Annotated in this window: 24 protein-coding genes and 1 riboswitch; of the genes, 17 read left to right on the top strand and 7 right to left on the bottom strand. The window is 54.9% G+C overall.

Going from position 1 to position 26672, the window contains the following annotated elements; translation table 11 throughout:
• The first annotated feature begins 225 nt into the window (after positions 1-225).
• The 8 genes from GVJ63_RS10240 (at position 226) to uca (ending at position 11443) form a co-directional block, all read left to right on the top strand.
• The gene (locus tag GVJ63_RS10240) at positions 226-2469 is read left to right on the top strand and encodes a M23 family metallopeptidase (protein WP_200843116.1); all 2244 of its coding nucleotides are present in this window, start codon (positions 226-228) and stop codon (positions 2467-2469) included.
• On the top strand, positions 2469-3137 hold the full coding sequence (locus tag GVJ63_RS10235; RefSeq protein ID WP_033760429.1) for a hypothetical protein: 669 nt from the start codon (positions 2469-2471) through the stop codon (positions 3135-3137). The genes GVJ63_RS10240 and GVJ63_RS10235 overlap by 1 nt, the downstream gene beginning before the upstream one ends.
• A 322-nt stretch (positions 3138-3459) precedes the next feature.
• Positions 3460-3558, top strand: a riboswitch (guanidine-I (ykkC/yxkD leader).
• A 60-nt stretch (positions 3559-3618) separates the two neighbouring features.
• Positions 3619-4674 carry a putative urea ABC transporter substrate-binding protein gene (locus GVJ63_RS10230; protein ID WP_159226803.1) on the top strand — a complete coding sequence of 352 codons (1056 nt, stop codon included), beginning with the start codon at positions 3619-3621 and terminating at the stop codon, positions 4672-4674.
• A gap of 24 nt (positions 4675-4698) precedes the next feature.
• Positions 4699-5514 carry an ABC transporter permease gene (locus tag GVJ63_RS10225; protein ID WP_010247123.1) on the top strand — a complete coding sequence of 272 codons (816 nt, stop codon included), beginning with the start codon at positions 4699-4701 and terminating at the stop codon, positions 5512-5514.
• Positions 5511-6296 carry an ABC transporter ATP-binding protein gene (locus GVJ63_RS10220; protein ID WP_129063356.1) on the top strand — a complete coding sequence of 262 codons (786 nt, stop codon included), beginning with the start codon at positions 5511-5513 and terminating at the stop codon, positions 6294-6296. Before GVJ63_RS10225 ends, GVJ63_RS10220 begins: the two co-directional genes overlap by 4 nt.
• Entirely contained in the window at positions 6293-7021 is a 729-nt protein-coding gene (locus GVJ63_RS10215; RefSeq protein WP_022624323.1) for an urea amidolyase associated protein UAAP1, read from the top strand. The genes GVJ63_RS10220 and GVJ63_RS10215 overlap by 4 nt, the downstream gene beginning before the upstream one ends.
• 10 nt (positions 7022-7031) lie before the next feature.
• Entirely contained in the window at positions 7032-7667 is a 636-nt protein-coding gene (locus GVJ63_RS10210; protein WP_010670353.1) for an urea amidolyase associated protein UAAP2, read from the top strand.
• Positions 7668-7831: 164 nt separating this feature from the next.
• On the top strand, positions 7832-11443 hold the full coding sequence (gene uca, locus GVJ63_RS10205) for an urea carboxylase (RefSeq protein ID WP_159226802.1): 3612 nt from the start codon (positions 7832-7834) through the stop codon (positions 11441-11443).
• A gap of 98 nt (positions 11444-11541) precedes the next feature.
• Here uca and GVJ63_RS10200 read toward each other — a convergent pair whose 3' ends face one another.
• Complete coding sequence (locus GVJ63_RS10200; protein WP_010670351.1) at positions 11542-12450, bottom strand: LysR substrate-binding domain-containing protein; 909 nt, start codon at positions 12448-12450, stop codon at positions 11542-11544.
• A 99-nt stretch (positions 12451-12549) separates the two neighbouring features.
• Here GVJ63_RS10200 and GVJ63_RS10195 point away from each other — a divergent pair, with 99 nt between their 5' ends.
• Positions 12550-13323: a 2OG-Fe(II) oxygenase family protein gene (locus GVJ63_RS10195; protein WP_033780229.1), complete on the top strand. Its 774-nt coding sequence runs from the start codon at positions 12550-12552 to the stop codon at positions 13321-13323.
• Between the two features lie 2 nt (positions 13324-13325).
• Here GVJ63_RS10195 and GVJ63_RS10190 read toward each other — a convergent pair whose 3' ends face one another.
• From GVJ63_RS10190 to GVJ63_RS10180, 3 genes are all read right to left on the bottom strand, one after another.
• A complete protein-coding gene (locus GVJ63_RS10190) occupies positions 13326-14399 on the bottom strand; it encodes a DUF2817 domain-containing protein (protein WP_159226801.1) in 1074 nt (357 codons plus the stop codon).
• Between the two features lie 37 nt (positions 14400-14436).
• On the bottom strand, positions 14437-15207 hold the full coding sequence (locus GVJ63_RS10185) for a transporter substrate-binding domain-containing protein (RefSeq protein WP_033780226.1): 771 nt from the start codon (positions 15205-15207) through the stop codon (positions 14437-14439).
• Between the two features lie 452 nt (positions 15208-15659).
• Positions 15660-16571: a LysR family transcriptional regulator gene (locus tag GVJ63_RS10180; protein WP_159226800.1), complete on the bottom strand. Its 912-nt coding sequence runs from the start codon at positions 16569-16571 to the stop codon at positions 15660-15662.
• 126 nt (positions 16572-16697) lie between these two features.
• Here GVJ63_RS10180 and GVJ63_RS10175 point away from each other — a divergent pair, with 126 nt between their 5' ends.
• Positions 16698-18077, top strand: coding sequence for an MFS transporter (locus tag GVJ63_RS10175; protein WP_159226799.1), 1380 nt, complete (start codon positions 16698-16700; stop codon positions 18075-18077).
• Positions 18074-18466, top strand: coding sequence for a DUF4440 domain-containing protein (locus GVJ63_RS10170; RefSeq protein ID WP_159226798.1), 393 nt, complete (start codon positions 18074-18076; stop codon positions 18464-18466). The genes GVJ63_RS10175 and GVJ63_RS10170 overlap by 4 nt, the downstream gene beginning before the upstream one ends.
• A 319-nt stretch (positions 18467-18785) precedes the next feature.
• On the opposite strand, the gene GVJ63_RS10165 is transcribed toward GVJ63_RS10170, so the two are convergent.
• Positions 18786-19046, bottom strand: a complete 261-nt coding sequence (locus GVJ63_RS10165; RefSeq protein WP_132499047.1) for a type II toxin-antitoxin system ParD family antitoxin — start codon at positions 19044-19046, stop codon at positions 18786-18788.
• Positions 19047-19318: 272 nt separating this feature from the next.
• Positions 19319-20527, bottom strand: coding sequence for an aldose 1-epimerase family protein (locus tag GVJ63_RS10160; protein WP_052271566.1), 1209 nt, complete (start codon positions 20525-20527; stop codon positions 19319-19321).
• Between the two features lie 366 nt (positions 20528-20893).
• On the opposite strand from GVJ63_RS10160, the gene GVJ63_RS10155 reads away from it, so the two are divergent.
• The 4 genes from GVJ63_RS10155 to GVJ63_RS10140 all read left to right on the top strand — a co-directional run bounded on the left by GVJ63_RS10155 (position 20894) and on the right by GVJ63_RS10140 (position 23971).
• Entirely contained in the window at positions 20894-21451 is a 558-nt protein-coding gene (locus GVJ63_RS10155; RefSeq protein ID WP_010247149.1) for a peroxiredoxin, read from the top strand.
• 24 nt (positions 21452-21475) lie between these two features.
• Positions 21476-22717: a protein-disulfide reductase DsbD gene (locus GVJ63_RS10150; RefSeq protein ID WP_010247150.1), complete on the top strand. Its 1242-nt coding sequence runs from the start codon at positions 21476-21478 to the stop codon at positions 22715-22717.
• 71 nt (positions 22718-22788) lie between these two features.
• Entirely contained in the window at positions 22789-23343 is a 555-nt protein-coding gene (locus GVJ63_RS10145) for a sigma-70 family RNA polymerase sigma factor (RefSeq protein WP_010247151.1), read from the top strand.
• On the top strand, positions 23330-23971 hold the full coding sequence (locus GVJ63_RS10140) for an NrsF family protein (RefSeq protein WP_010247152.1): 642 nt from the start codon (positions 23330-23332) through the stop codon (positions 23969-23971). Before GVJ63_RS10145 ends, GVJ63_RS10140 begins: the two co-directional genes overlap by 14 nt.
• A gap of 82 nt (positions 23972-24053) precedes the next feature.
• Here the strand turns inward: GVJ63_RS10140 and GVJ63_RS10135 are convergent, their stop codons facing one another.
• On the bottom strand, positions 24054-25205 hold the full coding sequence (locus tag GVJ63_RS10135) for an MFS transporter (protein ID WP_159226797.1): 1152 nt from the start codon (positions 25203-25205) through the stop codon (positions 24054-24056).
• 120 nt (positions 25206-25325) lie between these two features.
• Between GVJ63_RS10135 and GVJ63_RS10130 the strand changes: the two genes are divergently transcribed.
• Together GVJ63_RS10130 and GVJ63_RS10125 are read left to right on the top strand one after the other, a co-directional pair.
• The gene (locus tag GVJ63_RS10130; RefSeq protein WP_159226796.1) at positions 25326-26096 is read left to right on the top strand and encodes a DeoR/GlpR family DNA-binding transcription regulator; all 771 of its coding nucleotides are present in this window, start codon (positions 25326-25328) and stop codon (positions 26094-26096) included.
• Positions 26097-26252: 156 nt separating this feature from the next.
• Positions 26253-26663 carry a GFA family protein gene (locus GVJ63_RS10125; RefSeq protein ID WP_010670336.1) on the top strand — a complete coding sequence of 137 codons (411 nt, stop codon included), beginning with the start codon at positions 26253-26255 and terminating at the stop codon, positions 26661-26663.
• The last annotated feature ends 9 nt before the right edge of the window (positions 26664-26672 follow it).

The raw sequence follows: 26672 nt of genomic DNA, 5'->3' as shown, positions 1-26672 counted from the left end.
GGGCGTCACGGTCCGGGGCATTATTTTGGGAAAGCAGGACGAAGGTAAAACATATTGTTACCGATAAGACTCAAGGTAGTTCAGCATTTCAACTCCACGGTCAATAAAGTCCTGAGCGACTCATAATGATTTGCCGCTTTCCCTGTCTGTGATCAACGTTCGTATAAATAAAAGTGCGTTACTCTGCGACCTCTAAGATTTCAGACCTGACAGGAAGTCAACTGCATGATAATCAGCCCGCCGTTTGTCCGTCCCCGGAACACCGGAGAAAATGACCCGTCATGGGTCAGCAGAATGATGCCCGTGGATATCAACCGGGATTTCCCGCTCAACCGGCACGCATCATGGCACGGGGGCGTGCACGTCCTCCACACCGACCGCACTGAGGAAGGCTACGAACGTATTGAGTTTGTCCGCGCGATTGCTGATGGGGAAGTTGTTTCTTTTCGGGCTCCGTCTTCCACAAACAAACGCGATGCTTTCCCGCTGAATTATGATGGCAGAACCGATGATGGGTATGTCCTGCTAAAGCATCAGACCGATATCGGTGAAAACTGCCGTGTCGTTTATTACTCCCTGTACATGCATCTCATGGACCGGCTGGACCCGGTAATCAGAGCCGGAGCAAAAGTCTGGCGCAAGGACCGTATCGGGCAGAGTGGTATGGTTAGCGAAACCAATGCCTTTCACTTTGAGGTATTCTGTGACAACGAGAACATGCTGAAGCTGACCGGACGCACCACACCTGAACTCGATATCACCCGTGACGGCAGAACCGACACGGTTTATGGCGATATCCATTTTTATCTGCCGCCCGGTACACGCTTTTACAAATCGGTGTCTGACACTACCTCACCAGGCACGGACCACCTGAATACCGTTCATACCACCACGGAACCGTTATTCGTCAGCATGACCTTCGAAAAAGGCGACTGCACGATGCTCACCCGCAGGCAGAACACCACCACGGCGGCACGTTTCGACACGGTGGGGGATCCGCTGGTGAATACTGACGTTGATCAAAACGACGATACAGCGAAGTATGAATACAACATGTATTGGACGGCTAAGCGCCTGTACCCGCAGAATCCGTCTGCCGGGCTCGAACTGCTCCATTTCGGGCGGGTCATCAGCACTGAACATGAAACCCTGACGCCTGCTGATGCGCCCTTATGGCGTACTGTCAGCTTCCCCGGCGGAACGGGCATGGTTAACCTGGCTTCACCTGACATCAAAAAATTCAGCGATGCTGATTTCCAGCACTGGACAGGGTGGCGGATGGTGGACGATGACACGGACAACAACAGTCAGTGTAATTCTCCCCTTATCGCCGGATTGCAGGACAGCGGGCATATCAGCGACCTGAGCAGCCGTCTGGTCTGCCATTTTCCGCTGGAGTGGAATGTTGCCACCTTTGACCAGCGCTATGTCTGGCTCAGAACCGGCTCTGACGATGTTCCGGCCATGTCAGAAGAAGACTATGAACGGCTGAAAAGTCATGCCTCAGCGCTGTGCTTTGAGACCGGTGAACATGGCACCGGCAGGCTGTGGCATTTCCATCCATTGGCCTTCATTACCCACTTTCGCAAATGCTGCTGGCTGAGCAAATCAGAGCTGAAGCAGCTTGTTCCACGGAACGCATTAAGAGCGGCCGGGCGAAATGATTACCGCTGGGAGGCCATAAATTACCGGGATGCTGCTGGTAGCATCCCGGACACTATCCGTACGCACATAAACAGGACGATGCAGAAATACCTGATAACTACCCCGCTGCGCATCGCCTGCTTCCTGGGGAACGGCATTCAGGAAACGGGCTGGCTGGGATCGATGGAGGAAGGGCACCGCTATACGGAAGCAGACCCGCGTACGCGTCAGGTTATCCGGCGCTACAACATCTGGTACTACCCGTGGTACGGGCGCGGCCTGTTACAGCTTACTAATCCTGAAAACTACTTAGATTATTTCGGCTTCCGGGGACGGACCTGCCCGGAAAATATCAGGAACACCCTGATAAATGAATACAGTCGTCTGTATTTACACCGCGGCATTCGCTATACCGACAATCACCTGTCTGACACCGAAAACCACGTCCCTGAAAACATTATCCGCTGGCGGAATAACATCAGCAGCGATCTGTATGAGGCGGCCAGTAGCGCAGGATTTTACTGGGTGGCAAGGGGTATGGCACTTTACGCCGACAACCCACATTTACTGGAGCGATGCAGCGTTAACGCTCGTGGGAGCGGAATAAAAGTTTACTATCGCAGCCAGGCCTTCTGGCAGGCCAGCGCCGCCGTTAATCTGCCAAACCAGGTCAATAACGAACACTATCAGGGGCTGAATGGTTTTGAAGCCCGATGTTGTGTCTACGGCAGTGCAATAGCTGTTCTCACTGAGCAGAAATTCCCGGACAGCAATAACAACCCGACCAACGAAAAACCCGAATCAGATCAGTTAAGGAGAGGATAATGGAAAGGTTTTTAATTTTTCTAACTCTGGCATTGTTATCACAAAAATCTGTGGGCTCTATTACTCCAGATATATATATACCCTCTACTTTCAACAAAGACAGGTTTATTAATTATTACAAAGGCATATCCAGTAACAGCGGAAATAGTTCATGCGATAACATTTCATTTAAAAATTTCTACCCGCCCGAATACGCAACATTAAAAATAAAACGACCTCCATTTAATACTTGGTTTTGCCTGTATTCTGCCGATGTCCTACATAATGGGTACGGACCGGGAAGAGTATTACCTGAAAAAGTCTACTTTGATACAAATGAAGGATTATGGAAAAAGAAAAATTACACATTAAGCAAAGAAAGTAGCCAGCGTTCGCTAAACGTTTATGATATTAAAAACCTGAGTGAGTTGCAGCCTGTAAAACTCTATAATATCCAGTCAGTCAATGCCCGTGGCTATGCGGTTATCGACAACAATATACCCCTGCAAGAAAAACAAAAAGGGGTCAAAAAAAACCTGTCATTCTGCCTGATACGTGATGAAGCTGCATTTTGTGGTTCAGGCTCAATGATAAACCTCGTCGACGGTAAGGAAGTCGATTTCACCCCCTATATGCTCAAATCTCTTGAGACCGTCGAAATGGGCGTACCGAAAAAATCAAATAATTGACAGTGATTAAATTCGCCATATGCCTGATTCAAATTCATATAAACAGCTAAGATGCTCACAAGCAAAAGGATCTGATAAGGATTCTTTTGCTTGTCCAGGCCTATCCTGAATTCTTACTCTAAGTTTACATTCCACAAAGTGTCAGCCGCCCTCATAGCTTACACCCGCACAGCACTGATAATGTGCAACGCCCGTTACTGACTCACCATCCCGGTGCCTTCTGGATTCCGCTCTCTCTATTTCTCTGATTTTACTTAAGTTAATTTCTGGCACGCCATTTGCTGAAGTCTGAACAGTAAGCAGCGTTCGACACAATTGATAGCAAATAGCTGGCTAGGGTTCCGGTTCACGCAGGTGAATGTCTGGTCCGAGAGCTGGCGACCTCTGTGAGGTTACACGGCGGGACAAAAGCCCGGGAGACAGCGGCACCAAATGGTGTCTTGCGCTGCTCCCGTTTTTTTGTGCCAACCAGAGGTCAACTATGAAGAAATCACCCCTCCTGACGCTTATTCTGTCGCTGACGCTGCTGGTCAGCGCGCCATCTTTCGCCGCGGTCAAAAAAGAGTTCAATATCTGCTGGACCATCTATGCGGGCTGGATGCCCTGGGGCACCATCAGCAACGAGAAAATCATCGATAAATGGGCCAGCAAATACGGCATCAAAATTCATATCACCCAGCTCAATGACTATATCGAGTCGATCAACCAGTACACCGCGGGTCAGTTCGACGGCTGCACCATGACCAACATGGATGCGCTGACCATACCTGCGGCGGGCGGAATTGATTCCACGGCGCTGATCACCGGCAGCTTCTCTGATGGCAATGACGGTGTGGTGCTGAAAGGCGCAAATAAAACACTTAGCGACCTGAAGGGGATGTCTGTCTATCTTCCTGCGCTGTCGGTTTCGCACTACCTGCTGGTTCGCGGTCTGGAGAAGGCCGGTTTACAGGAAAAAGACGTTAAGGTCGTGAACACCTCCGATGCCGATATCGTCTCCGCCTTTGGTACCAGCGGCGTGCAGGCGGCGGTTGCCTGGAATCCGCAGCTTTCAGTTATCAAGAAGACCCCACAAACCACAGAGGTGTTCAGCTCTTCGGCCGTACCGGGCGAACTGATTGACATGATGGTGGTGAATACAGAGACCCTGAAAGATAACCCCGCGCTGGGTAAGGCACTGACCGGGGCCTGGTTTGAGATGATGGCGAAAATGCAGGCCGGAGATGCGCAGGCGCTGAGCGCAATGGCTGCCGATTCCGGTACTGACCTCGCCGGATACAAGGCGCAGCTGAAAACCACCCATCTGTTCTGGACCCCAGCCGAAACCCAGACATTTGTTTCTTCCCCCGATCTGGCGAAAACCATGCAGCGCGTCGCCGCGTTCTCCTTTGATAAGGGATTACTGGGCGAGGGTGCACAAAGCGCTGACTTCATCGGCATGAGCTTCCCTGGCAACATCACCGTCGGTGATACAGCGAACATCAAACTGCGCTTTGACGACAGCTATCTGAAGATGGCCGCTGCGGGCAAGCTGTAATCACCGATCTCAGGAGTATTTGCCATGCGCCACATCAACCGCTATCCCCGGCAGGGAATGCGCCTGACGCTGATGCTATTACCTTTTGTGCTGCTGATCGCCGTCTGGTTTATCAGTTCGGCGGTGCGTCTTGAAGCCAACCCACACGACAAGCTGCTGCCCGGACTGTCACAGATGATCGCCGCTATTGATCGGATGGCCTTCACGCCGGACAAGCGCAGCGGCGAATATCTGCTGTGGGCGGATACGTGGATTAGCTTAAGCCGTCTGCTGACCGGCCTGGCGATCTCTTCACTGATTGGTCTCTGCATCGGTGTTGCTGCGGGCGTCTTCCCGATGAGTCGCGCGGCGCTGTCACCCTTTATGACCGTGGTGTCGATGATCCCACCGCTGGCGCTCCTGCCGATGCTGTTTATCGTCTTCGGGCTGGATGAGCTGTCAAAAGTGATGCTGATTGTTATCGGGATTACGCCGATGCTGGCGCGCGACCTTGAACATCGGGCGCGGGAAATCCCCGCAGAGCTGTTTATCAAAGCACAAACTCTGGGGGCGAACAGCTGGACGGTGGTGCTGCGGGTTGTGCTGCCGCAGCTCTTGTCGCGGCTGATCACCTCGCTGCGCCTGTTGCTGGGATCCGCATGGCTCTTTCTGATCTCCGCCGAAGCCATTTCCGCAACCGCCGGACTGGGCTATCGCATTTTCCTGGTTCGTCGCTATATGGCGATGGATGTGATCATTCCCTATGTCATCTGGATCACGCTGCTGGCGTGGCTGATGGATCTCGCGCTGCGTCAATTGCACAAAGCCTGTTTCCCCTGGGCGGAAGGAGGCCGGGAATGAGTTTTATCGATATCAAAAATATCTGGCAGGAGTATGGCGACCACGTGGTGCTGGAACGCATCAATCTGCAGGTGAAAGAGGGCGAGTTCTGCTCGCTGGTGGGGGCGTCCGGCTGTGGTAAGTCGACGTTTTTACGCCTGCTGCTGGGTCAGGAAAAGCCGACACGGGGATCGATCACACTGGATGGCGAACAGCTGCGCGCGGAACCCGATCGCAGCCGTGGCGTGGTGTTTCAGCGTTATTCGGTTTTTCCCCATCTCAACGTGCTGGATAACGTCGCCATTGGCCTCGAACTTCCGGCTTCACCGTTTACTGGCCGGCTGTTTGGCACCCGAAAACGCCATGCCCGTGAGCAGGCAAAACAGATGCTGGAGAAAGTCGGGCTGGGCCATTCTCTCGATAAATATCCGGCGCAGCTTTCGGGCGGGATGCAGCAGCGGCTGGCGATTGCGCAGGCTTTTGTCATGCAGCCGCGCGTACTGCTGCTGGATGAGCCCTTCGGCGCGCTGGACCCCGGCATCCGCAAAGATATGCATGCGCTGCTGCTCCAGCTCTGGAGCGAAACCCGCATGACGGTGTTTATGGTCACTCACGACCTTGCCGAAGGCTTCAATCTTGGCACCCGGCTGCTGGTTTTCGACAAAGTGCGCATCGATCCTCAGGCCCCCAATGCCTGGGGCGCGCGTATCACTTACGACATCCCGCTTAATGAAACGCGGCTGTCGCAGCTGGCAACCCGCAACAAAAACAACATTTATCCCCTCAAGGAGACCGCTCAATGACCGCACTTTTTCATTCAGCTCCGAGCCTGCGCGAAGAGCAGCTGCCTGGCGGAGGGCACACCTCGCTGATTCTGCGGAAAGGGCAGATCCTGCGCCTGACCGACATCGAGGGTGGCGCTAACGTCAGCATGATGATGCTCAATCCCCACGAGAAAAGTGAACGCCTGAATCTGCCGGACACCCTGAAAGGCCAGCATACGGCTCGCCTGACCACCGGGCACTGTTTCTATTCCGACATGGGACGCGTACTGGCCGCGATCGTGGCGGACAGCTGCGGCTGGCACGACCCGTTTGGCGGCGTACTCAACGCGGCGGAAGCGCACGATAAGTATGGAGCCGGACGCTATCAGGAGCTGCGCAACGGCTTCTACCGCAACGGCACAGATAATCTGCTGGTTGAGATGGGCAAATGGGATCTGGGCCTGGAGGATCTGCTGATGGTCGTCAATTTTTTCAGCAAGGTCACGGTTGATGAGAAGGGCCGCTTCCGGTTCAGCGCGGGCAACAGCCGCGCCGGCGATTTCACTGAACTGTTCGCACCCATGGACGTGCTGATGGTGCTGACCGCGCTGCCACATCCGCAGGATCCCGCCACTGACTATCTCCCGCGACCGGTTCAGCTGAGCTGGTATCAGGCCGACGATATGCAGGCCGTCAGTGAAACGATGGTCACGCGCGGTGAAAACCAGCGCGCGCTTCAGAACACCCAACTTTTTGCCCTGTAAGGAGGCTGCGATGACCCTTATCAACTCTGATCGTCGTCCTGAAGATGCCGTCTATCGCCACGTGATACCGGCAGGCGAACCCTGGCTGTTCGAAGTGAAAAAAGGGCAGACGCTTCGCCTGCTCGACCTCGAAGGGAATCAGGCAATTGATACCCTGTTCTATAACAGCGATAACCCGCGGGAACGCTACGATCCTCAGCGCACGCTGCGTCGTCAGGGAAACGTCTATCTGACCACCGGCAGCGTGCTCTATTCGAATCTCGGCAATCCGCTGCTGACTATCGTCGCCGACACCTGCGGTCGTCACGATACCCTGGGCGGAGCCTGCTCGCAGGAGAGCAACACCGTGCGCTATGCCCAGGATAAGCGCTACATGCACAGCTGTCGGGATAACTTTCTCTGCGCCTGCCTGCACGATGGCCGCCTTCACAAACGTGATATCGGTGCCAACATCAACTTTTTCATGAACGTTCCGGTTACGCCGGAAGGCGGTCTGACCTTTGAAGATGGGCTATCGGCACCCGGCAAATACGTTGAGCTGGTAGCCGAATGCAATGTGATGGTGCTGATCTCCAACTGTCCGCAGCTGAATAACCCCTGTAACGGCTGGAACCCGACGCCCGCCGAAGTGCTGGTGTGGAACTGAGTCAGCGTTGCCATGGCGACAAGCGGGACTGAGTTTCTCAGCCTTTTGCGCCAGACCTCTCAACACACCACCGGCGTACGCCTGTTACGTGCCGGTCAGCCCCGGGGACGGCCCCAGGGAATATCGAATTTTGCGGGACGACCCGCATCCCTGAGAGTTCGCTTATGTTTGATACCTTACTGATTGCAAATCGCGGTGCTATCGCCAGTCGCATCCTGCGCACGCTGCGTGCCATGCAGGTGAAAGGGGTCGCCGTTTACTCCGAAGCCGATCTGAGCAGTTTACATATCCGCGAGGCGGATGTGGCGCTAAGTCTTGGCGAAGGCCCGGCCGCACAAACCTATCTGGTAACGGAAAAGATCATCGCCGCCGCGCAGCAGAGCGGGGCGAAAGCGATTCATCCTGGCTACGGTTTCCTTTCGGAAAACGCCGCCTTTGCTGAGGCGTGCGAGGCTGCTGGTCTGATTTTTGTCGGCCCCACACCGCAGCAGTTGCGGACTTTTGGCCTGAAACACACGGCCCGCGCGCTGGCGGAAGCCGAAGGGGTGCCGTTGCTGGAAGGCAGTGAACTGCTGGCGGATATCAGCGAAGCCCGCCGCGCCGCAGAGAGGGTCGGCTATCCGGTAATGCTCAAAAGCACCGCGGGCGGTGGTGGCATCGGTATGCGGGTCTGTCGTGATGCGAATGCGCTGTCAGAGGCGTTTGAAACGGTCCAGCGCCTCGGCCAGAACAACTTCAGCGATGCCGGGGTATTTCTCGAAAAATATATCGAACGCGCCCGTCATCTTGAAGTGCAGATTTTCGGTGACGGCAAGGGCGAGGTAATCGCGCTGGGCGTACGCGACTGCTCGGTACAGCGGCGTAACCAGAAAGTGATCGAAGAGACGCCAGCGCCGAATCTGCCCGAAGGTATGGCGGAGGCTTTATGCGCGGCGGCTATCGCGCTGGGAAAAGCGGTGAACTATCGCAGCGCCGGGACAGTTGAGTTTGTCTATGACAGCGTAGCGCAGCAGTTCTATTTTCTTGAAGTGAATACCCGGCTGCAGGTTGAACATGGCGTCACGGAGCAGGTGTGGGGTGTTGACCTGGTGCAGTGGATGATTGAGCTGGCAGCAGGCGATCTTCCTCCGCTTCATGCGTTAGCCGCCGCGCTGAATCCTCAGGGCCATGCCGTGCAGGCGCGAATTTATGCGGAAGATCCGGGGCGGCAGTTCCAGCCTTCGCCCGGGCAGTTAACCCAGGTCCTCTTTCCGGCAGCCGACGGTAAAACCCTGCGCATTGACCGCTGGGTGGAAGCCGGCTGTGAAGTCCCGCCATTCTTCGACCCGATGCTGGCAAAAGTTATCACCTGGCGCCCCACTCGCGAGGAAGCCATCGCCACCCTGGCACAGGCGCTGGCTGAGACCCGTTTCTATGGCGTAGAAACCAATCGCCTCTATCTGTTGCAGATTCTGGCCTTCTCGGCCTTCACGGCTGGCGAACCCTGGACCCGCTGTCTGGAGCAGCTCGCCTATCAGGCGGCAACGGTTGAAGTGGTGAGTGCCGGAACCCAGACCAGCGTTCAGGACTATCCCGGACGTCTGGGATACTGGGCGGTAGGCGTGCCGCCATCGGGGCCGATGGACGATCGCGCACTGCGTCTGGGCAACCGTCTGCTGGGCAATGAGGAGGGTGACGCCGCGCTGGAAATCACCCTGAATGGACCCACCCTGAAATTTAACACTGAGATTCAGGCGGTGATCTCTGGCGCGCCGCTCACTGTCACATTGGATGGCGTCGGACAGTCAATGAATTCTGTTTTTACCATTCCGGCCGGGGCAACGCTGAAGCTGGGCGCGATAAGTGGCGCGGGCGTCAGAAGTTATCTCTGTCTGAGCGGCGGCATTCAGGTGCCGGACTATTTAGGCAGCAAAAGCACCTTTACCCTTGGTCAGTTTGGCGGACATGCCGGACGGGCACTGCGTAGCGGTGACGTGCTGCATCTCGCTCCGCGTTCTGCAAGCGCAACCGGATCGGAACTGCCCGTCGGACTGCAAACAGAGCTTGCCACGGTGCGCACGCTGCGCGTCATTTATGGTCCGCACGGTGCGCCTGAGTTTTTTGCGCCGGAGTATATCGAGACGTTTTTTGCCACAGAATGGGAAGTGCATTTTAACTCCAGCCGCACCGGCGTTCGCCTGATCGGGCCAAAGCCAATCTGGACCCGCGACAGCGGCGGTGAAGCAGGGCTGCACCCCTCAAACATCCATGACAACCCGTACGCGATCGGCGCGGTCGATTTTACCGGTGATATGCCGGTGATCCTGGGGCCGGATGGCCCGAGCCTTGGCGGGTTCGTCTGCCCGGTGACGGTAATCGAGGCGGACCTCTGGCAACTGGGACAGCTCAAAGCCGGTGACAAAGTGCAGTTTGTCGCGGTGGATATTCCTACCGCCCGCCGACTGGCAGAGGGCCGACGCACCGAGCTGACCACGCTCCAGCCACAGGAAACAGACTGGCAGCCTGCGCCGCTGATTTCGCCCATCGTGATGACCTGCGGCGCAGCGGATAAACGCCTGGTGGCGCGCCTCTCTGGTGATACGCATCTGCTGCTGGAGGCTGGCGAGCCGGAACTGGATCTGGTGTTACGTTTTCGCATTCATGCGTTGATGCAGGCGCTGGAAGCGCAATCCCGCAACGGCATTATTGATATCACGCCGGGGATCCGCTCGCTGCAAATCCACTTTCAGCCGGAGACGCTGACGCCCGACGTGCTGCTGATGTGGGTGCGCGGTGAGTGGGAGAGGGTCTGCATGAGTGATGACCTTCAGGTTCCCACACGCGTGGTGCATCTGCCGCTCTCCTGGGACGATCCGGCCTGTCAGAAGGCCATCGAAAAATATATGACCACCGTGCGGCAGGATGCGCCGTGGTGCCCGAGTAATCTGGAATTTATCCGCCGGATAAACGATCTGCCGGATGATCAGGCTGTCTGGAACACGGTCTTTGAAGCCAGCTATCTGGTGATGGGGCTGGGCGATGTCTACCTCGGCGCGCCGGTCGCCACACCGCTGGATCCCCGGCATCGGCTGGTGACGACAAAATATAACCCGGCCCGCACCTGGACGGCGGAAAACTCGGTTGGCATCGGCGGTGCCTATCTGTGTGTGTATGGCATGGAGGGGCCAGGCGGCTATCAGTTTGTCGGCCGCACGCTGCAGATGTGGAACCGGTATCATGAAGTCGCCGATTTTGGCGGTAAACCCTGGCTGCTGCGCTTTTTCGATCAGATCCGTTTTTATCCGGTTTCAGCCAGTGAGCTGTTGCAGATTCGCCGCGATTTTCCCCTCGGTCGCTATCCGCTGCGCATTGAGCACAGCACGCTGCGGCTGGCGGAATATCAGGATTTCCTCGCCCGTGAAGCGCAGAGCATCGGTCTGTTTCGCGATCACCAGCAAGCCGCGTTCAATGCGGAACGTGACCGCTGGATCGCCAGCGGTCAGGCCCATTTTGACAGTCAGGAAAGTGTGGCCGATGAAGGCGGCGACGCGCCGCTGCAGCCAGGCGAGCAGGGGGTTGAAAGCCCGGTTTCCGGCAATTTATGGCAGGTGCAGGCGACGGCGGGCAGCCGGGTGCGGGAAGGCGATACACTGGTGGTGCTGGAGTCGATGAAGATGGAGATCCCGCTTCTGGCGCCGTGCGACGGCATTGTTCAGCAGGTCAGTGTGCAGCCAGGCAGCGCTGTACGTGCAGGGCAACGCGTGGCGGTGATTGTTGAGGATAATGCGGAAGGATGATGACAACTGGTCGCCTGGTGGCGCAGTAATAATCTGACCCTGCGCCTGCTGATGGTTCCAGACTGGCGGGCGCAGGCGAGTCCGATCACGGCGAAGGGCTATTCGCAGCTCGCGCCCAGTTGGCTTAACCAGCTGATCATCGCCTCACTGCCTGGCTGGCTCAGGGTGCGTTGCGGCCAGACAAGGTAATAGGGTTTGCTCAGCGGCAGGCAAAGATCATCCACTACCACCAGATCGCCCCGCGCCAGTTCCGCCGCGATAAGGCGTCGCTGCCCCAGCAGCACACCAGCTCCCGCGACGGCCGCATCAATCGCCAGCGAGGTCAGATTAAAGCTGAACGCGGGCTGCGGCAGAGGTTCGTCCATGCCTTTAGCCTGAAACCAGCTTCGCCAGTCCGGCAGAAAGCGGCCTTCATTACCCCAGTCGAGGTGGATCAGCGGCGCCTGGCTTAAGATCGTTTCCGGCGTAAAGCGATGTAACAGAGCAGGACTGGCCACCGGCAGCACGTCATCATGAAACAACTTCAGCTTATCTGACTGCGGGTAACGATCCTCACCAAAGCAGATCACAAAATCGGCGGGCATCGCGGTGAAATCGACCTGAGAATGCGTACCGTGTAACGAGAGATCGATATTCGGGCAATGGTCGCGCCAGCTCGCCAGCTGGGGCAACAGCCATTTGGACGCCAGCGCCGGCAATGTGTAAACCGTGAGTTTTGGCGCGCTGGCCGCATGGCGGATGTTTTGCTGACCGAGATGCAGAATATCAAACGCCTCAGTGACATAGCGCAGATACTCTTTTCCGGTTTCGGTCAGCATCACGCCGCTCTGCGTACGTAAAAACAGGGCACTGCCGAGTTGCTCCTCCAGCTGGCGAATCTGCTGACTGACTGCCGCCGGGGTTAAGGCCAGTTGAGCGGCCGCTTTTGCCAGGCTGCCCAGTTCGGCAGCCACTTTAAATGACTGTATGACGCTGATCTTTGGCAACCTTGGCAATTGGGCAGGCATTAACTCTTCCTTATCAGGGCATTAAGTTTTTATCGTTACGCAGCGTTGCAGGCGACCGGTAGAGTAACATCACACCTGCTCATCATGAGAATTGTTGCTATGTCTGGTTCCCTTGTCCGTCTCGATCTTCATCCACTGGCCGATCATGGCTGGCGTCAACGTTGTCGTGAGCAGTTAAACCAGTCCGGCGCGCTGGTACTGCGTCAGTTTTTAAAACCACACGCTTTAGAGGCGATCATCGAAGAGGGCAATGCACAACGTCACCAGGCTTATCACACCCGCAGCATGCACAATGTCTATCTGATGAAACCTGATGACGCTTTCAGTGCTGAGCATCCGCGTAACAGGGATGTGATCAGCACCAAAGGCTGCATCACTGATGATGTTATCGCTGCTGACTCGCCGCTGCGTCAGCTTTATAATGATGAGTTGTTCAAACATTTCCTGTGCGATGTACTGGGTGAAAAAGCGCTCTATCCCTATGCTGACCCGCTTTCCTCGATCAACCTGCACTATGCATCACACGGTCAGGAGCTGGGCTGGCACTTCGACAACTCCTCATTTGCCATCACCTTACTGGTACAGAAACCGCTGGCGGGCGGCGTGTTTCAGTATGTGAAAGATCTGCGGGATGCTGATGCCGGTGAGATGAACTTTGCCGGTGTCGACGCAGTGCTGGAAGAACGCCAGACCGTTGACGCGCTGGAGATAGATGCCGGGGATCTGGTGCTGTTTCGTGGCCGTAATTCCCTGCACCGTGTGACCCCAACTGAAGGCGAGGTCACCCGTATGCTGGCCGTGCTGGCTTACAATACGCAGCCGGATATTGCGTTGTCAGAAACCGCGCGTATGACCTTTTACGGCAGACTATGACATCATGGCGTGTCTGCAAGGGCACGCCAGCCGCGCAGAAAGATTTGCTGCGTGCGGAAAGCCACCAATGCACGCCAGTCCGCATCTTCTGGCCAGAACCCCTCGACCAGTTGCTGCTTTATCACATGGCCGCCCTCACTGGCAGGATCGCCATAGAGGTGCAGCCAGTGATCTTCACGCACCCGCTGATGCATATCCTGACCCTCGTAAGTCCCGCATTCCACCACCAGAGGCAAAATCCGGGTGTCAGCCAGTGACGTCAGCAGATAGTGCGACAGATAGCCGGTTGCCGTTGCTGTTACACCAGTTACACTGTCACGTCCGGCACCAGTAAACAATAAGGTCAGCCACTCACCGTAAATGGCTTTGCCCCAGTCATGCGCCGTATAACGCTGCTCCGCAATAGAGAGCAGCATCGGATGCCCCCATGCGCCAGCCCCGGTATGAAGGTCAAAGCTGATGATGGTTTTCGCCACAGAGAGATGCTGTTCAACGATTGCCGCCATCGTAAGGTGTGACCAGCAGGGCTTCTCACCGCCGAAAAAAAAGCCGTCAGCAAAACTATACTGTCCGGCTTCTGTGACACGTTTAACCGCCTGCCAGCCCGCGCCCTCGAGTGCGTCGGCCAGTTGCCGATCGGCGCTTGCACGGTCGCCATGATAAATACCGTGCCACTGTGCATAATCCGGGTTAGCAGGAGGCGGCTGACTGAAATCGATAAAGTTACGGTTCAGATCAATATTGTCTTCGTTCACGCGCCGTAAATGCGCCGCGCCCCATGGATTGAGCAGATGAATCAGCAACAGCGCGGTATCAGCGGGCAACGCTTTTTCATCCAGGGTCTCGAGCCAGGCTATCTGGCAATCGGAACCATAATAGCCTTCAACGCCGTGAGTGCCGGAAACGACCAGCATCAGACGTGATGCGCTGGCCGGTCCTATCCGTGCCACGTCTGTATACAGAGCTTCTCCCAGAGGACCAGGCAGAGGATGCGGATAAGAGGTCGTCTCAGCACCTTTGCTCTGCGTCGCTGCCATAAAGCGCGCGCGCTGAACGTGGTATTCGGGCAACGCCATAGTCTTCATACTCCTGCGATTCTTCACGTTGTGCGGATCAGGGATAAACATTGAATTTAAAATATTTTTTGGTGAGCTGGTCATAAGTCCCGTTTTTATGCATCTCCGCCAGTGCCGCGTTAATCATCTTCAGGTTTGCCTCATCTCCTTTGCGTAGCGCGATACCCACGCCATCACCAAAAATCACTTTATCCACCAGGGTCCCTTTGATGGCGTACGGCTTGCCTTCGGCTGAGGTCAGGAATCCCTGTTCAGCAGAGACCGCATTGGCCAGGCTGCCATCAAGACGCCCGGCGACCAGATCCGGATAAACTTCCATCTGGTTAGGATAGGAGATGACTTTAACGCCCTCCGGCTCCCATTTGGTTTTGGCATAGGTTTCCTGGATGGTGCCCTGTGCCACACCGATCGTCTTACCGCGCAATGAGGCAACATCGGTCGTCAGCGTGCTGGCAGCTGGTGCCAGTAAAGCACTGGGCGTGTTGTACAACATATCGCTGAAAGCCACCTGCTGACGACGCTTATCGGTCATCGACATCGCTGACAGGATGGCATCAAATTTCTTCGCCTGAAGGGCAGGGATGCTGCTATCAAAACCCATTTGCACCCACTGGCACTTCACCTTTGCCTGAACGCAGATGGCATTGCCCAGATCAACATCAAAGCCCTGCAATGATCCATCAGCCGCCTTGAATTCAAACGGTGGGAACGTAGGGTCAACGCCAAAGCGCAGGGTCTGCTGCGCCAGTGCCGCGTGACTAACTGTTGTGAGCGAAAACAGTAATGCGAGGGATAAGCTCTTTTTCATGTTTTAATTCCCGGATGCAAATGAATTTAAGCGCGACATTCAAATTTAATAACATGCGACCTGTTTTCCTGCCAGCGAATAAACCGCAATCATCCAGATTAAAATCTTATGTTATTAAGGTACTGTGCGAATTATTTATACGGCGTTAATTTTTACTTAATACTGTGCATCAAATGACTGAGCCATACCAGGGTGTGGCGCAGGTCCGGGCCTGAAGCCGCAGGCGCTGGGGATGGGATAACAAGACAAGCCCCAGCGCCAGTTTTTAGACTATCGCGCAGCAGTGATTTATCATGACAGGGAATTAAGTAATGCGCCTGCGTTAAACTGAATTGTCATTAGCCAGACAGTAAATATTTACCTTCCCGCCCTGCATAAAATAAAGTTTATGGGATTTAAATCAGTTGAGATAAATTAACGCTTAGCCCATCAGAATAATGTGATGGATGCGCTTATTTTCTGCTGTACAGCGCTAAACGTTCATGCAGGAAATCTATAAACGCGCGTACTTTTTCTGGCACATGACGAGTATTAGGGTAGAGCGCGTAAATTCCCTGACGGGGGAATTGATGATCGGGCAGTAGCCGTACTAATCCACCTTTATCAATCTCATCCTGCACCAGCCAGGCGGGCAGAATCGCCACGCCAGCACCGGCTAAAGCAAAAGCGAGTAAAGAAGAGGCACTGTCAGCCGTGATCATGGCAGGCTGAAATGCGCTCATCAGCACAGACTCGCCTTCGGGCGTGATCACCTGCCAGCTGAGTGGCGTCGATAAACGGCTATGCGCAATCCATTTTGCTGACGCGAGATGTGAAAGATCCCGGATAGACGCTTCATTCAGGCTGTTGAGATAACAAGGTGCAGCGACCGCCAGGATATCAAACTGATCGATAAGGCGGGCGTGATGACTGGAATCGGCAAGATGCCCAAGTCGTATCGCCACATCGAAGCGGCCGGCAATCAGGTCGTCATTTTTTGATGAAGAGACGTGATGTATGCGTAACTGCGGGTGTTGGGCTGCAAAGTCAGCAAGGGCAGGGACGATAACACGAGCGCCATATTCCAGAGTGGTTGTGATCCGGATTGTCCCGCTTAATCCAGTGTGATCACTTCTCACATCCTCTAATGCGCTTTCCGCATCCTGAAGAAGCTGAAGGCAACGATGATAAAATCTTTCACCCGTATCCGTGGCTGAAACGCGTCTGGTGCTCCTGATAAGGAGCGAGACACCCAGCTCCTCTTCGAGATGTTTAATATTGAAACTCACAACGGCTTTAGTTAACCCGAGTGTCTGAGCTGCACCTGTAAAACTGCCTGCCTCGACAACTGCGACAAAGATCCCCAGCCGTTGCATATTGATCATCGTGAACTCCGTTAACGACATCTCATTGTCAAAATATCTTTGACAGTGTAACAACAGAAAGTGAATTTATCCCGATAATTTAAGCACCTATACTGCGCGCCTTACGCTGATCTGTCTGGGAAAAAAATGAGCTATCGTGTGCGCGTAGCCAGTGTCTATTTGCTGGGATTTTTTATTGATCTGGTCAACATGTTTATCGCCAATGTTGCTTATCCAGAGATTGGCAGACATTTTGATGCCTCCGTTAGCCAGCTCGCATGGATCAGTAATGGCTACATCTTAGGCCTGACGCTGGTCATACCGTTCAGTAGCTGGCTGGTACGGCGCATGGGCGCAAAACGTCTGTTTATGCTCTCACTGCTTATTTTCATTGCGGGCACCTGTGGTGTGGGGGCATCAACGTCAGTTTCTCAGCTCATCGCCTTCCGATGGATACAGGGCATCGGCGGCGGACTGTTGATCCCCATCGGTCAGACGATGACCTATGCGTTATACAGAAGCAATGAACGTGCGAAGTTATCGTCAGTCGTGATGTTGATTGCATTGCTGGCACCCGCCTTGTCGCCAGCTGTTGGTGGAATAGTGGTTGAGAGCCTTAGCTGGCGCTGGGTTTTTCTTGTGAGCCTGCCGCTCGCGGTTGCGGCATTGCTGCTGGCGGGATGCTGGCTCAAAGCAGACAAACCGGCGAACTCATCTGAACCGCTGGACCTGGTGGGTTTAGTCAGTGGTTGTGCCGCGCTCACGCTGATCCTTCTCGGACTGACATACCTGGGCGATGCTGAGAGGCTTTATCAGGGGGCGATGATGCTGCTTGCTGGCGTCCTTACTCTGGCGGGCTATGTGTGGGACGCACTTCGAAAAAGCCATCCACTCATTAACCTGCATCTGATAAAGGATCCGCTCTTACACACCGCAATGCTGATCTATCAGTTTATACCAGGCGTGTTCACCGGCGTCAGTATGATCACTATGCTATACCTGCAAAATCAATTAGGTATGCATGCCAGCATTGTCGGCGCGCTCATGCTGCCATGGTCTCTGGCTTCCTTTGCGGCAATTAGTCTGACAGGTAAGACGTTCAACCTCTGGGGACCACGCCCGCTATTTATCACCGGCTGTCTGTTTCAGGCGCTGGGTATTGGCCTGCTGGCGCTGACTGGCCAGACATCGGACACCTTAGTCTTTGTACTTGCTTTCGCCTTGATGGGATTTGGCGGCAGCCTGTGCAGCAGCACGGCCCAGAGTTCTGCTTTTATTCACATCACCGACAGCGAACTTGCTGATGCCAGCGCACTCTGGAATATCAATCGCCAGCTCAGTTTTTGTCTCGGCGTTACGCTGGTCAGCCTGCTGTTCAATCTGATTGCGAATAGCGGCATGCCTGAAGAACACGCTTATCACCTCTGTTTTGTTATAGCGGCATTCAGCGCTGTGATTCCGCTTCTGTGCTGTTTACGCATTTCAAATCAGAAGGTTATTTCTATGCTTAAAAGGGACCAAAAATGAACCGTTATTTTAAGGAAGTACTGGACGCCCACGAATTGATTCGCAACTGGCTGGGTAACAAAGAAGCACATGATGAGGTTTGTGAGGAACTTTTAGCGCGTTTTAGTCCTGCATATTCCATGGTGACACCGGGCGGTGCCTTACTGGATTTCACGACACTAAATGGGTTTTTCCGCACTCAGCGCGGTGCACGTCCGGGTTTAGCGATTGATATCTGCGACATGCAGATGGTTGCTGAGAGTGAAGGAAACGCCACTGTGGTATATAAGGAGTTGCAGCAGCTTCCGGGTCAGGAGGTCACACTGCGGTTTTCTACGGTTGTGTTCGAGGTAAATGATGCTGGCAAGGTTTTGTGGCGACATCTGCACGAGACTTCATTGCCGCAGTGATAGAGGCTGTCGATTCGCAGTTTGTCAGGGCGCGACGGGTTGAGAGCAACAGCGTGCAGGCTGAACCGCGTTTCTTAAACCAGCGATGATCGCCGCTATCTATCCGGAACCAATCGCCGTGAGAGATACAGTGGTGGTGAGGCGACAACTTTTTTGATTGTGAAAATTCCGCACCAGAGGCCGTTATACAAGGGGCTTCAGCAGGTTGTCTGAAGTCCACGGATAAGGTTAGATTAGAGCTTTAGCCTCTATGTTACCGCCTTGCCCTAAGTGCGCATAATCTATCTTATGTTAAACAACATATCGCACATGTACTTCATTACCCTTTACCACCTTCGGCCTGCCGCCGATATTTTTGCGACAGGCGACCAAATACCTCTTCCGCGTTTTTGATTTCGCCGCTGTTTATACCTGCGCTGACCGCTGTTTGCAGAGCATCAAGTTTCATCTGCTGCTCCCGTTCTTCCAGTGCCCTGAGGCCCGCACGGATCACTTCACTGGTGTTGTTATATCGCCCGCTTTCAATCTGTTCGCGGATGAACGCTTCGAAATAAGGACTGAGTGCTACGCTGGTTGGCATGATTCCTCTCCCGCTGAATTACTATCAGTTATTAACTGTTAGTATTTCAGAGTTACTCTTCTCTATCAACTTTCGGCTTAACACCCTTCCACAGGTTTGCCGGATGTTTACCTGCGTGTAACTTTGCGTTGACCAACCCCGCGACCTTATAGCATCGCCAGTATCCTGCGCAGATCTTTGCCTCTTTCCCGCATTTGTGTTGTCATCCCGTGACGGAACGCTGACCTGTAAAGTAAAAACCCCAACAATTTAGCTGGGGTTATGATGGGTCGTTACTCTTTCGCTATTGGCGTCTCGCTCACATCAATCTTCGTTTCACCCTGAATGCCCTTAATGCGTTTCTCAACGTCATTAACCTGCTCGCTGCTGTGCAGCAAGGTGTACGTCAGATCAAATGCCGTACTGGCACCCGGTTGCAGTTGCTTCACACGTTTTTGTTCACGTTCAATGGTGACCGGATAGGCGTAACTGGTACCAGGCTCGATGCCGGTCACGTAGCCCTGTTTCAGGGTGTCGGTATTTTTCCATAAGGTCAGCATCGGGAGTTGACGCGTATCGAACTGAATGGATGCGCCGCTGTTGCCCGCTTTATTTATCACCGCAGCGACGGTCTGATGATTGCTGTCTGAAAGTGGCTTGATGTTGAACACCATCTCATCGAAGTCTTTGGTCGGACCTTTATAGGTCTGCCACTCTTTTAACCCGGCTTTCGCGTAGTCATTGAACGGGCTGATGCCGGACATCGGCGCCAGGAAGCGTGCGCCCTCTTCCAGAATCGGTTTGCCGAAGTTGCTGTGATAGATGATCTGGTAATCGTGCGGATAGTCGGCATGGTTGGTTAACACATCATGCAGGCTGAAACTGTTGCTGCCTGGCACATAACGCAGTTCGGTCATGGTCTGCAAATCAGCTTTCTTAAAGGTGCTCTCTTTAATCAGGCCGCGAATACGAATTTCGTGTGGTGCCGCATCAGCCACTTCAACTTCCAGCTGAGAAACCGGCGTATTCCCTGCTTTACCGTGCAGAGTATAGATTCGGCCTTCATCGGTGATCGGATGGCCGGTCCATTCGTAGCCGCAACGCACCATCATCTCGTTGAAACCATCCAGCCAGCCCAGACCGTTGCGGCTCTCAAGATTGATGTAGGCAGGATTGACGACCTCTTTAACCGGTGAATCCCAGCCCATGCGGGTGCCAAAGCCTTCAACACGCAGTAAGTTCATGCCACGGGTCGGGCTTAGCGTAATCGTCAGGCCGTCCTCGCTGCGGATCGTCAGTATTTTACTGCCTTCCTGCTTGCCGCCATGCAGGACTTTCTGTTCGATGCTGAACGGTTTGCCCTGAGACTTCAGCTCACTGCTGGAAATCTTCCAGTTTCCCTGCTCGGTGCCCTGTTCAGCACTCGTCAGCACCCAGGTTTTCGCCGCTGCAGAGCCTGAAACCAGCACTGCCAGTACCGTTAACGCCAGTTTAATCTTCATCCTTCACCCCATTAGCTGAATCGTTTTTTCATTCCGTAAGGGAAATTTACTTAATGGGACTGAAGATAAACGTGATGATGCTCACCTGTTGGGAAAAGGCAGCGACTCAGACCTATTATTGTGGGCCAAATCACAGTGATTACGGCCAGAGAGGAATAAGTACATCGAATCAGGTGAAATTTGCTGACATTAGCTTTATACGATTCAGCTCAAAATGAGGGATCTGATAAAGGACGGCTGGTGAAGCACCATAAAAAAAACACGAAAAAAATTCCTCAACCGCGCAACTTTTTCCATTTTTGAACGAACCTGTTATCAGGGACGTCAGACAACTCCGTCTGTTCGTCAATGGAGAGAGTAAAGCCAATGAAAAACACCCTGAAAAACCTGGCCGTCGCTACGCTGCTGGCACTGAGTGTTCCGGCAACATCTGCTTTTGCAGCGTTACAGGTCGGTGAAAAAGCGCCGGACTTTAAACTGGAAGCCGCGCTTGCCGGTAAATCGACCACCTTCTCATTGCAACAGGCGCTGCAGAAAGGCCCGGTTGTTCTCTACTTCTTCCCTGCTGCTTTCAGTGCAGGCTGTACGCTGGAAGCACACGATTTTGCTGAAGCGACCGATGAATTTAAAAAGCAGGGTGCGACCGTCATTGGCGTGACCGCGGGCAATACCGATCAGATTGCGAAATTCTCGCAGCTTGAATGCCGTGACAAATTTACCGTCGCAGCCGATCCCGGTGCCAAAGTGGCGGCAGAATATAAGAGCACTATGGAGATGAAAGGTCAGAAGCTTTCAGACCGTACCTCTTACGTGATTGCGCCCGATGGCAAAATCCTGCTGAGCTTCACCGATAAAAATCCTGATACGCATATCCAGAAAGCGATGGATGCCGTTAAAAAATACCGTCAGGCCAATCCGGCATAACTTAATCTTCAGAGCAGGTACATCATGCTGACTGCGATTGCAGCCGCCTTCCTGGGCGGCATTATTCTGAACCTCATGCCCTGCGTGTTTCCGGTGATCTCGCTGAAAGCACTGAGCCTGATCCGCCATCACGAATCACCTTCCCACGCCAGAGCCGAAGGGCTGGCCTTTCTGCTGGGCGTAGTCGTGACGATGGTCGCTCTGACCGCGGTTCTGTTGCTGGCCAGGGCGGGCGGTGCATCGGTGGGCTGGGGATTCCAGCTGCAATCGCCGCTGGTCATCGCCGCGCTGATTCTGGTGATGCTTGGGTCGGCACTGAACCTGCTCGGTCTGTTTGAAGTAGGATTATCGGTACAGCGGGTTGGCGAAGTGGGAGGCGATCGCGGTGGTTTAGTCGGTTCAGCACTGACTGGCGCGCTGGCCATCATTGTCGCGACTCCCTGCAGCGCGCCCTTCATGGCCAGCGCGGTAGGCTATGCGCTTACCCAGCCTCCACTGATCAGTCTGGTGATCTTTATTTCACTGGCGCTGGGCTTTGCTGCGCCCTTCACCCTCATCTCATTCTTCCCGGTGCTGGCGCGAATTTTGCCAAAACCGGGTGCCTGGATGATCACCTTAAAGCAGGGGCTGGCGTTTCCCATGCTGGGCGCGGTGGGCTGGCTGATCTGGGTACTTGAACGTCAGGCGGGATCGGCGGCGCTGGCTGCCATTCTGGCCTGCTGTTTACTGTTTAGTTTCGCCGCCTGGCTGTATGGCATGGCGCAGAAACGCCGTATGATGGGACAGCGTCATTGGGTGCTGCATGTGGCGACCGCATTCTTCCTGGCGCTGGTCGTAGTGCCGTTACTGAACCTGAACAGGTTTGCCGAAGCTCCGGCTGAAACGGCAACCGCCTCACAGGCTGCCGCCGCTGTGGCCTGGTCGCCCCAGAACGTTGATGCCATCAAAGGTCAGGGCAAACCAATACTGGTGAACTTTACCGCATCATGGTGTATTACCTGCCAGGTTAACGATCGTACTTCGCTTTCGACGCAGGCGGTAAAAGCGGCGATGGCGCGAACCAACACCATTTATATGGTCGCGGATTCCACCAAATACAATCCCGATGTTGAACAGGCGCTGAGCGATTTCGGGCGCGGTGGATTACCGCTCTACGTGGTTTATCCGGCTGACGGCGGTAAACCTGAGGTGCTGCCACAGGTGCTGACGCCTGGCATTGTGATTTCAGCGCTAAATCAGGCAACAGAAAAAGGAAATAAATCCTGAGATTACTGATGAAACGATTGCCTGGCGCGTGGCCAGGGCGCGGCGACAGCGTGCTGAACTGCTGATGATCGATGCCAGAAACTGATCAACGCGCACAGCAGTGGCCAGCATTAATGGCCCGGGCGCAGGCGGGTGACAGAGCTGCCTATAACCAGTTACTGAAAGCGATGGTTCCGGCCATCCGGGCACTGGTATGCAAAAAAATCCGTGATGAGGGACTGGTTGAGGATGTCATTCAGGAGACATTGCTGGCGATCCATCGGGTGCGGCATACCTACGATCCGCAGCGTCCGATACTCCCCTGGGTTGCTGCCATCGCCTCTGCCCGCGCCATAGATGCGCTGCGCCATCGCGGCCGTCGCCAGGAAGTACAGGATGAGGAAGAGCTGCAACGACAACCCGCTGCAAGTGCAGAGTCCTCAGCCGATACGGATATCCTCTCCGGTTATCTGGATAACCTTCCGCTGCGCCAGCGGGAGATCGTCGAATCTGTGCATCTGCGCGAGCAGAGCCTGGCGCAGGCAGCAGCTGAAACCAATCAGTCGCTCTCTGCGGTTAAATCCCTGTTGCATCGCGCAATGGTCAACCTTCGTAAATATGGACGGGGTCATCATGAGAAATCATGACCAGTTAATTAATCAGCTCAGCGCGTCTGCCCAGCCGGTGCAGCGCGTCTGGCCCACCGCCTGGCGCGTTGCGGGCTGGATTGCCCTTGCCCTGCCCTGTGGCGCGCTGACCAGCTGGGCATTTCACAGCCGTTTCACTGACTGGTCGCAGCCTGGCGCGTTTTTCGCGCTGGTTGCCCTGCTGCTGTCACTCATCATCGCGGGCAGCACGCTGGCGGCAGCCTTTACGCTGAGTATTGCAGGCAGAAAACCGATCAGCCTGCGCTGGCCGCTGCTGATGGCGATGATGTGGCTGGTTCTGAATCTGATCAATATGTCATCTTCAGCACCGCCATCGGGCGCGAACCGGTTGGGTGAAGGGATGCACTGCTATCTGTTTATGCTGTCGGCCAGTGTCCCGATGATGCTGATGTCCGTGTTCGCCCTGCAGCGCACCCGATCCCTCTATCCGGCGCGCAGTCTGGCGCTGAGCGGCTGCGGCAGTGCGTTTACCTCATCGATGCTGCTGTCGTTGTGCCACGATACCCATCTGCACGCCATCGATTTTTCTATGCATCTGGCTGCGGGCATCACCATCGTGGCGCTGACGGTGCTGGCAGGCCGCCGCTGGGTCAGGCTGGGAGAGTAATGGCACGCCGCTTCCGTTCCTCCTGAAGATGACTCCGCGCCCCGTTCAATGAAATTCTGTCAGGAGCGCGGACTGGGTAATTTTATGCATTTTCCCCCGCGCGGCTACGGCCCAGATCCAGGGTCAGAGAGACCGCACCGACAACCAGCATCAGCGCCATAATCAGTGAAAACGAGAAAGCGAGATGCGTGTAATGCGCCACGTAGCCAATCACGGCTGGCCCGCTCAGGACCCCCAGATAGCCCAGAGTAGTAATGGCAGGCACGGCGACCGCCTGCGGCATCACCGTCTGACGCCCAGCGGCGGAGAACATTACCGGCACGATATTGGCGCAGCCTGCGCCGACCAGGGTGTAGCCCAGCAACGCCAGCGGCCAGGAGGCGATAAAGGTCACCATCGCCATGCCAGCGGCGGCAATCAGTGCGCCGCCCAGCACAACCGGTAAACGTCCCAGCGATGAGATAATCCGATCCCCGGTCAGACGCGCCACGGTCATCGCAATGGCAAAGCAGGTATAGCCCAGTCCGCCCAGTGACGCCGGAATGGCCCGGATGTCGGTCAGATAGACAGCACTCCAGTCCAGCACGGTGCCTTCGGTCAGGAAGACGGCAAAGCAGATGATGCCGATAATCAGTACGCTGCCGCGCGGAACAGCAAATACCGGGCCTTCAGCGGGGTTCGCGTAGGTCAGTAAGCCCGATGCGCTGACCAGCGTCATGATAATCACCGCCGCGACCGCCAGCAAACAGCCGGTCAGCACGCTAAATCCCATCGCCAGCAGCAGCGTCATAAAGCCCGCCCCGGCAATGCCGCCCACGCTATACATGCCGTGAAAGCCTGACATGACTGGCTTCGCCGCCTGCTTCTCCACCAGGATCGCCTGGATGTTCATGGCGCAGTCGGTTACTCCGATGCCGACGCCAAAAACCAGCAACGCCAGCGCCAGTAACAGCGGGTCGCTGAGCACCGACAGCCATGGCGTACTGATGATGACCAGCGCGACAGCGACCAGAATCACCCGGCGGCAGCCAAAGCGGCTGGTCAGCCAGCCCGTCACCGGCATCGCAATCAGCGCGCCGACGCCAAGACAAAGCAGCAAGGTGCCGAGTTGCGCCTCATTAACGCCGGTATTGCCGCGGGCGAAAGGCACAATCACCGCCCAGGTCGCGGTTATAAATCCGGCTATAAAAAAGATGATGCGTGTTGCCAGCGTGGAAGAGACGTTATTAGCCATTGCATTCCTTTGAGGGATGTCGGGGAGAGCTGACAGGACCGAGAGATCGCTATTGACTCCCTGCCCGGCAGTGAACGATTATGCTCACTATAGCTCGATTGTGAATATTTTGAGGTTTATATGCTCGATTATGCAGCTTTCCCGCAGCAGCGACAAGCGCTGATTCGTGAGATATTGCAGGACAAAGGACGGGTGGTTTGCACTGACCTTGCAAGGCAATTGGCCGTGTCAGAGCACACTATCCGCCGCGATCTCCATGAACTCAGTAAAGAGGGTTTATGTAAAAAGGTCTATGGCGGTGCGGTGTTACAGCTTCAGGAGGCGGGCAGCTTTGTCAGCCGGAAAGCTCACGATCACGCAGCAAAAGCCCTGATCGCGCAGCGCTGTGCCAGCCTGGTGAAAACCAATAGCTGCATTTTTATTGATGCCGGTACGACCAATCTTGCGCTGGCACAGGCGCTATCACCAGATTTGAATATCACCGTCGTCACCAATGCACCCGATATTGCTGCGCTACTGATCAACCATCCTGCTGCGGAGGTGATTATGCTGGGCGGGCAGATACAGAAGAGCACCGGCGGTGCGGTCGGGCAAACCGCGATCAACCAGATCCAGGGGATTCTGTTTGATCAGGCGTTTATTGGCGGCTGTGCCATGAGTCCGGAGGCCGGTCTGACCGGTTTTAACTATGCGGATTGCGAATTCAAGAAAGTCGCAATGGCGCAAAGCAATCAGGTCATTGTCGGGCTGACAGCGGATAAAATCCCTGCCGTAGCGCGATTCAGCGTGGCGAAATGCCGTGAAATCTCAACGCTCGTCGTGGAAGAGAAGCTCGATAAAGAACTGCTTGAGGCGTTTGAAGCGGAAGAGATGACGCTTATTACTGTCTGATACGGGGTGATGAAATAAATCGTGTCGCAGACGAACCCGATAAATGCACCCTGCCCTGGCTGTGCTAATGGTCGACAAATCCGCACCCGATGCTGCCAAATCCCAGGCTTTGGCGTAGGCTGAAAGCTGGTTGGTTTAACAACACAGGAGATCACGATGCAAAATGAAATGACAGCACAATGCCACTGTGGCGCCGTGGCGTACCGGGTGACGCTGAAGGATGGATTTAATACGGTGCGCCGCTGCAACTGCTCGTTTTGCCGGATGCGCGGCGCGGTGGTGGTCTTTGCGACAAAAGTGGAGCTGACCCGGGGTGAAGCGCAGCTCACCGAATATCGTTTCAACAGCAAAGAGGTGGGCCACTACTTCTGTTCCGTTTGCGGCATTTACACCTTTCATCAGAGCCGCTCACAGCCCGATCAGTTCGGGATAAATGTCGCCTGCCTTGAGGGGGTTTCGCCGTTTGATTTCACCGATGTCCCGGTCTCCGATGGTATCAATCATCCAAAAGATGGCGGCGCGGGCGGTGTAGCCGGTCATCTGATCTACACCCCCACGCAATCCTGAACGATCGCA

Source organism: Pantoea sp. 18059 (assembly GCF_902706165.1).
Lineage (GTDB): Bacteria > Pseudomonadota > Gammaproteobacteria > Enterobacterales > Enterobacteriaceae > Pantoea > Pantoea agglomerans.
The sequence above is the reverse complement of the archived record's forward strand: the minus strand, read 5'-3'. Positions and strand labels throughout refer to the sequence as shown.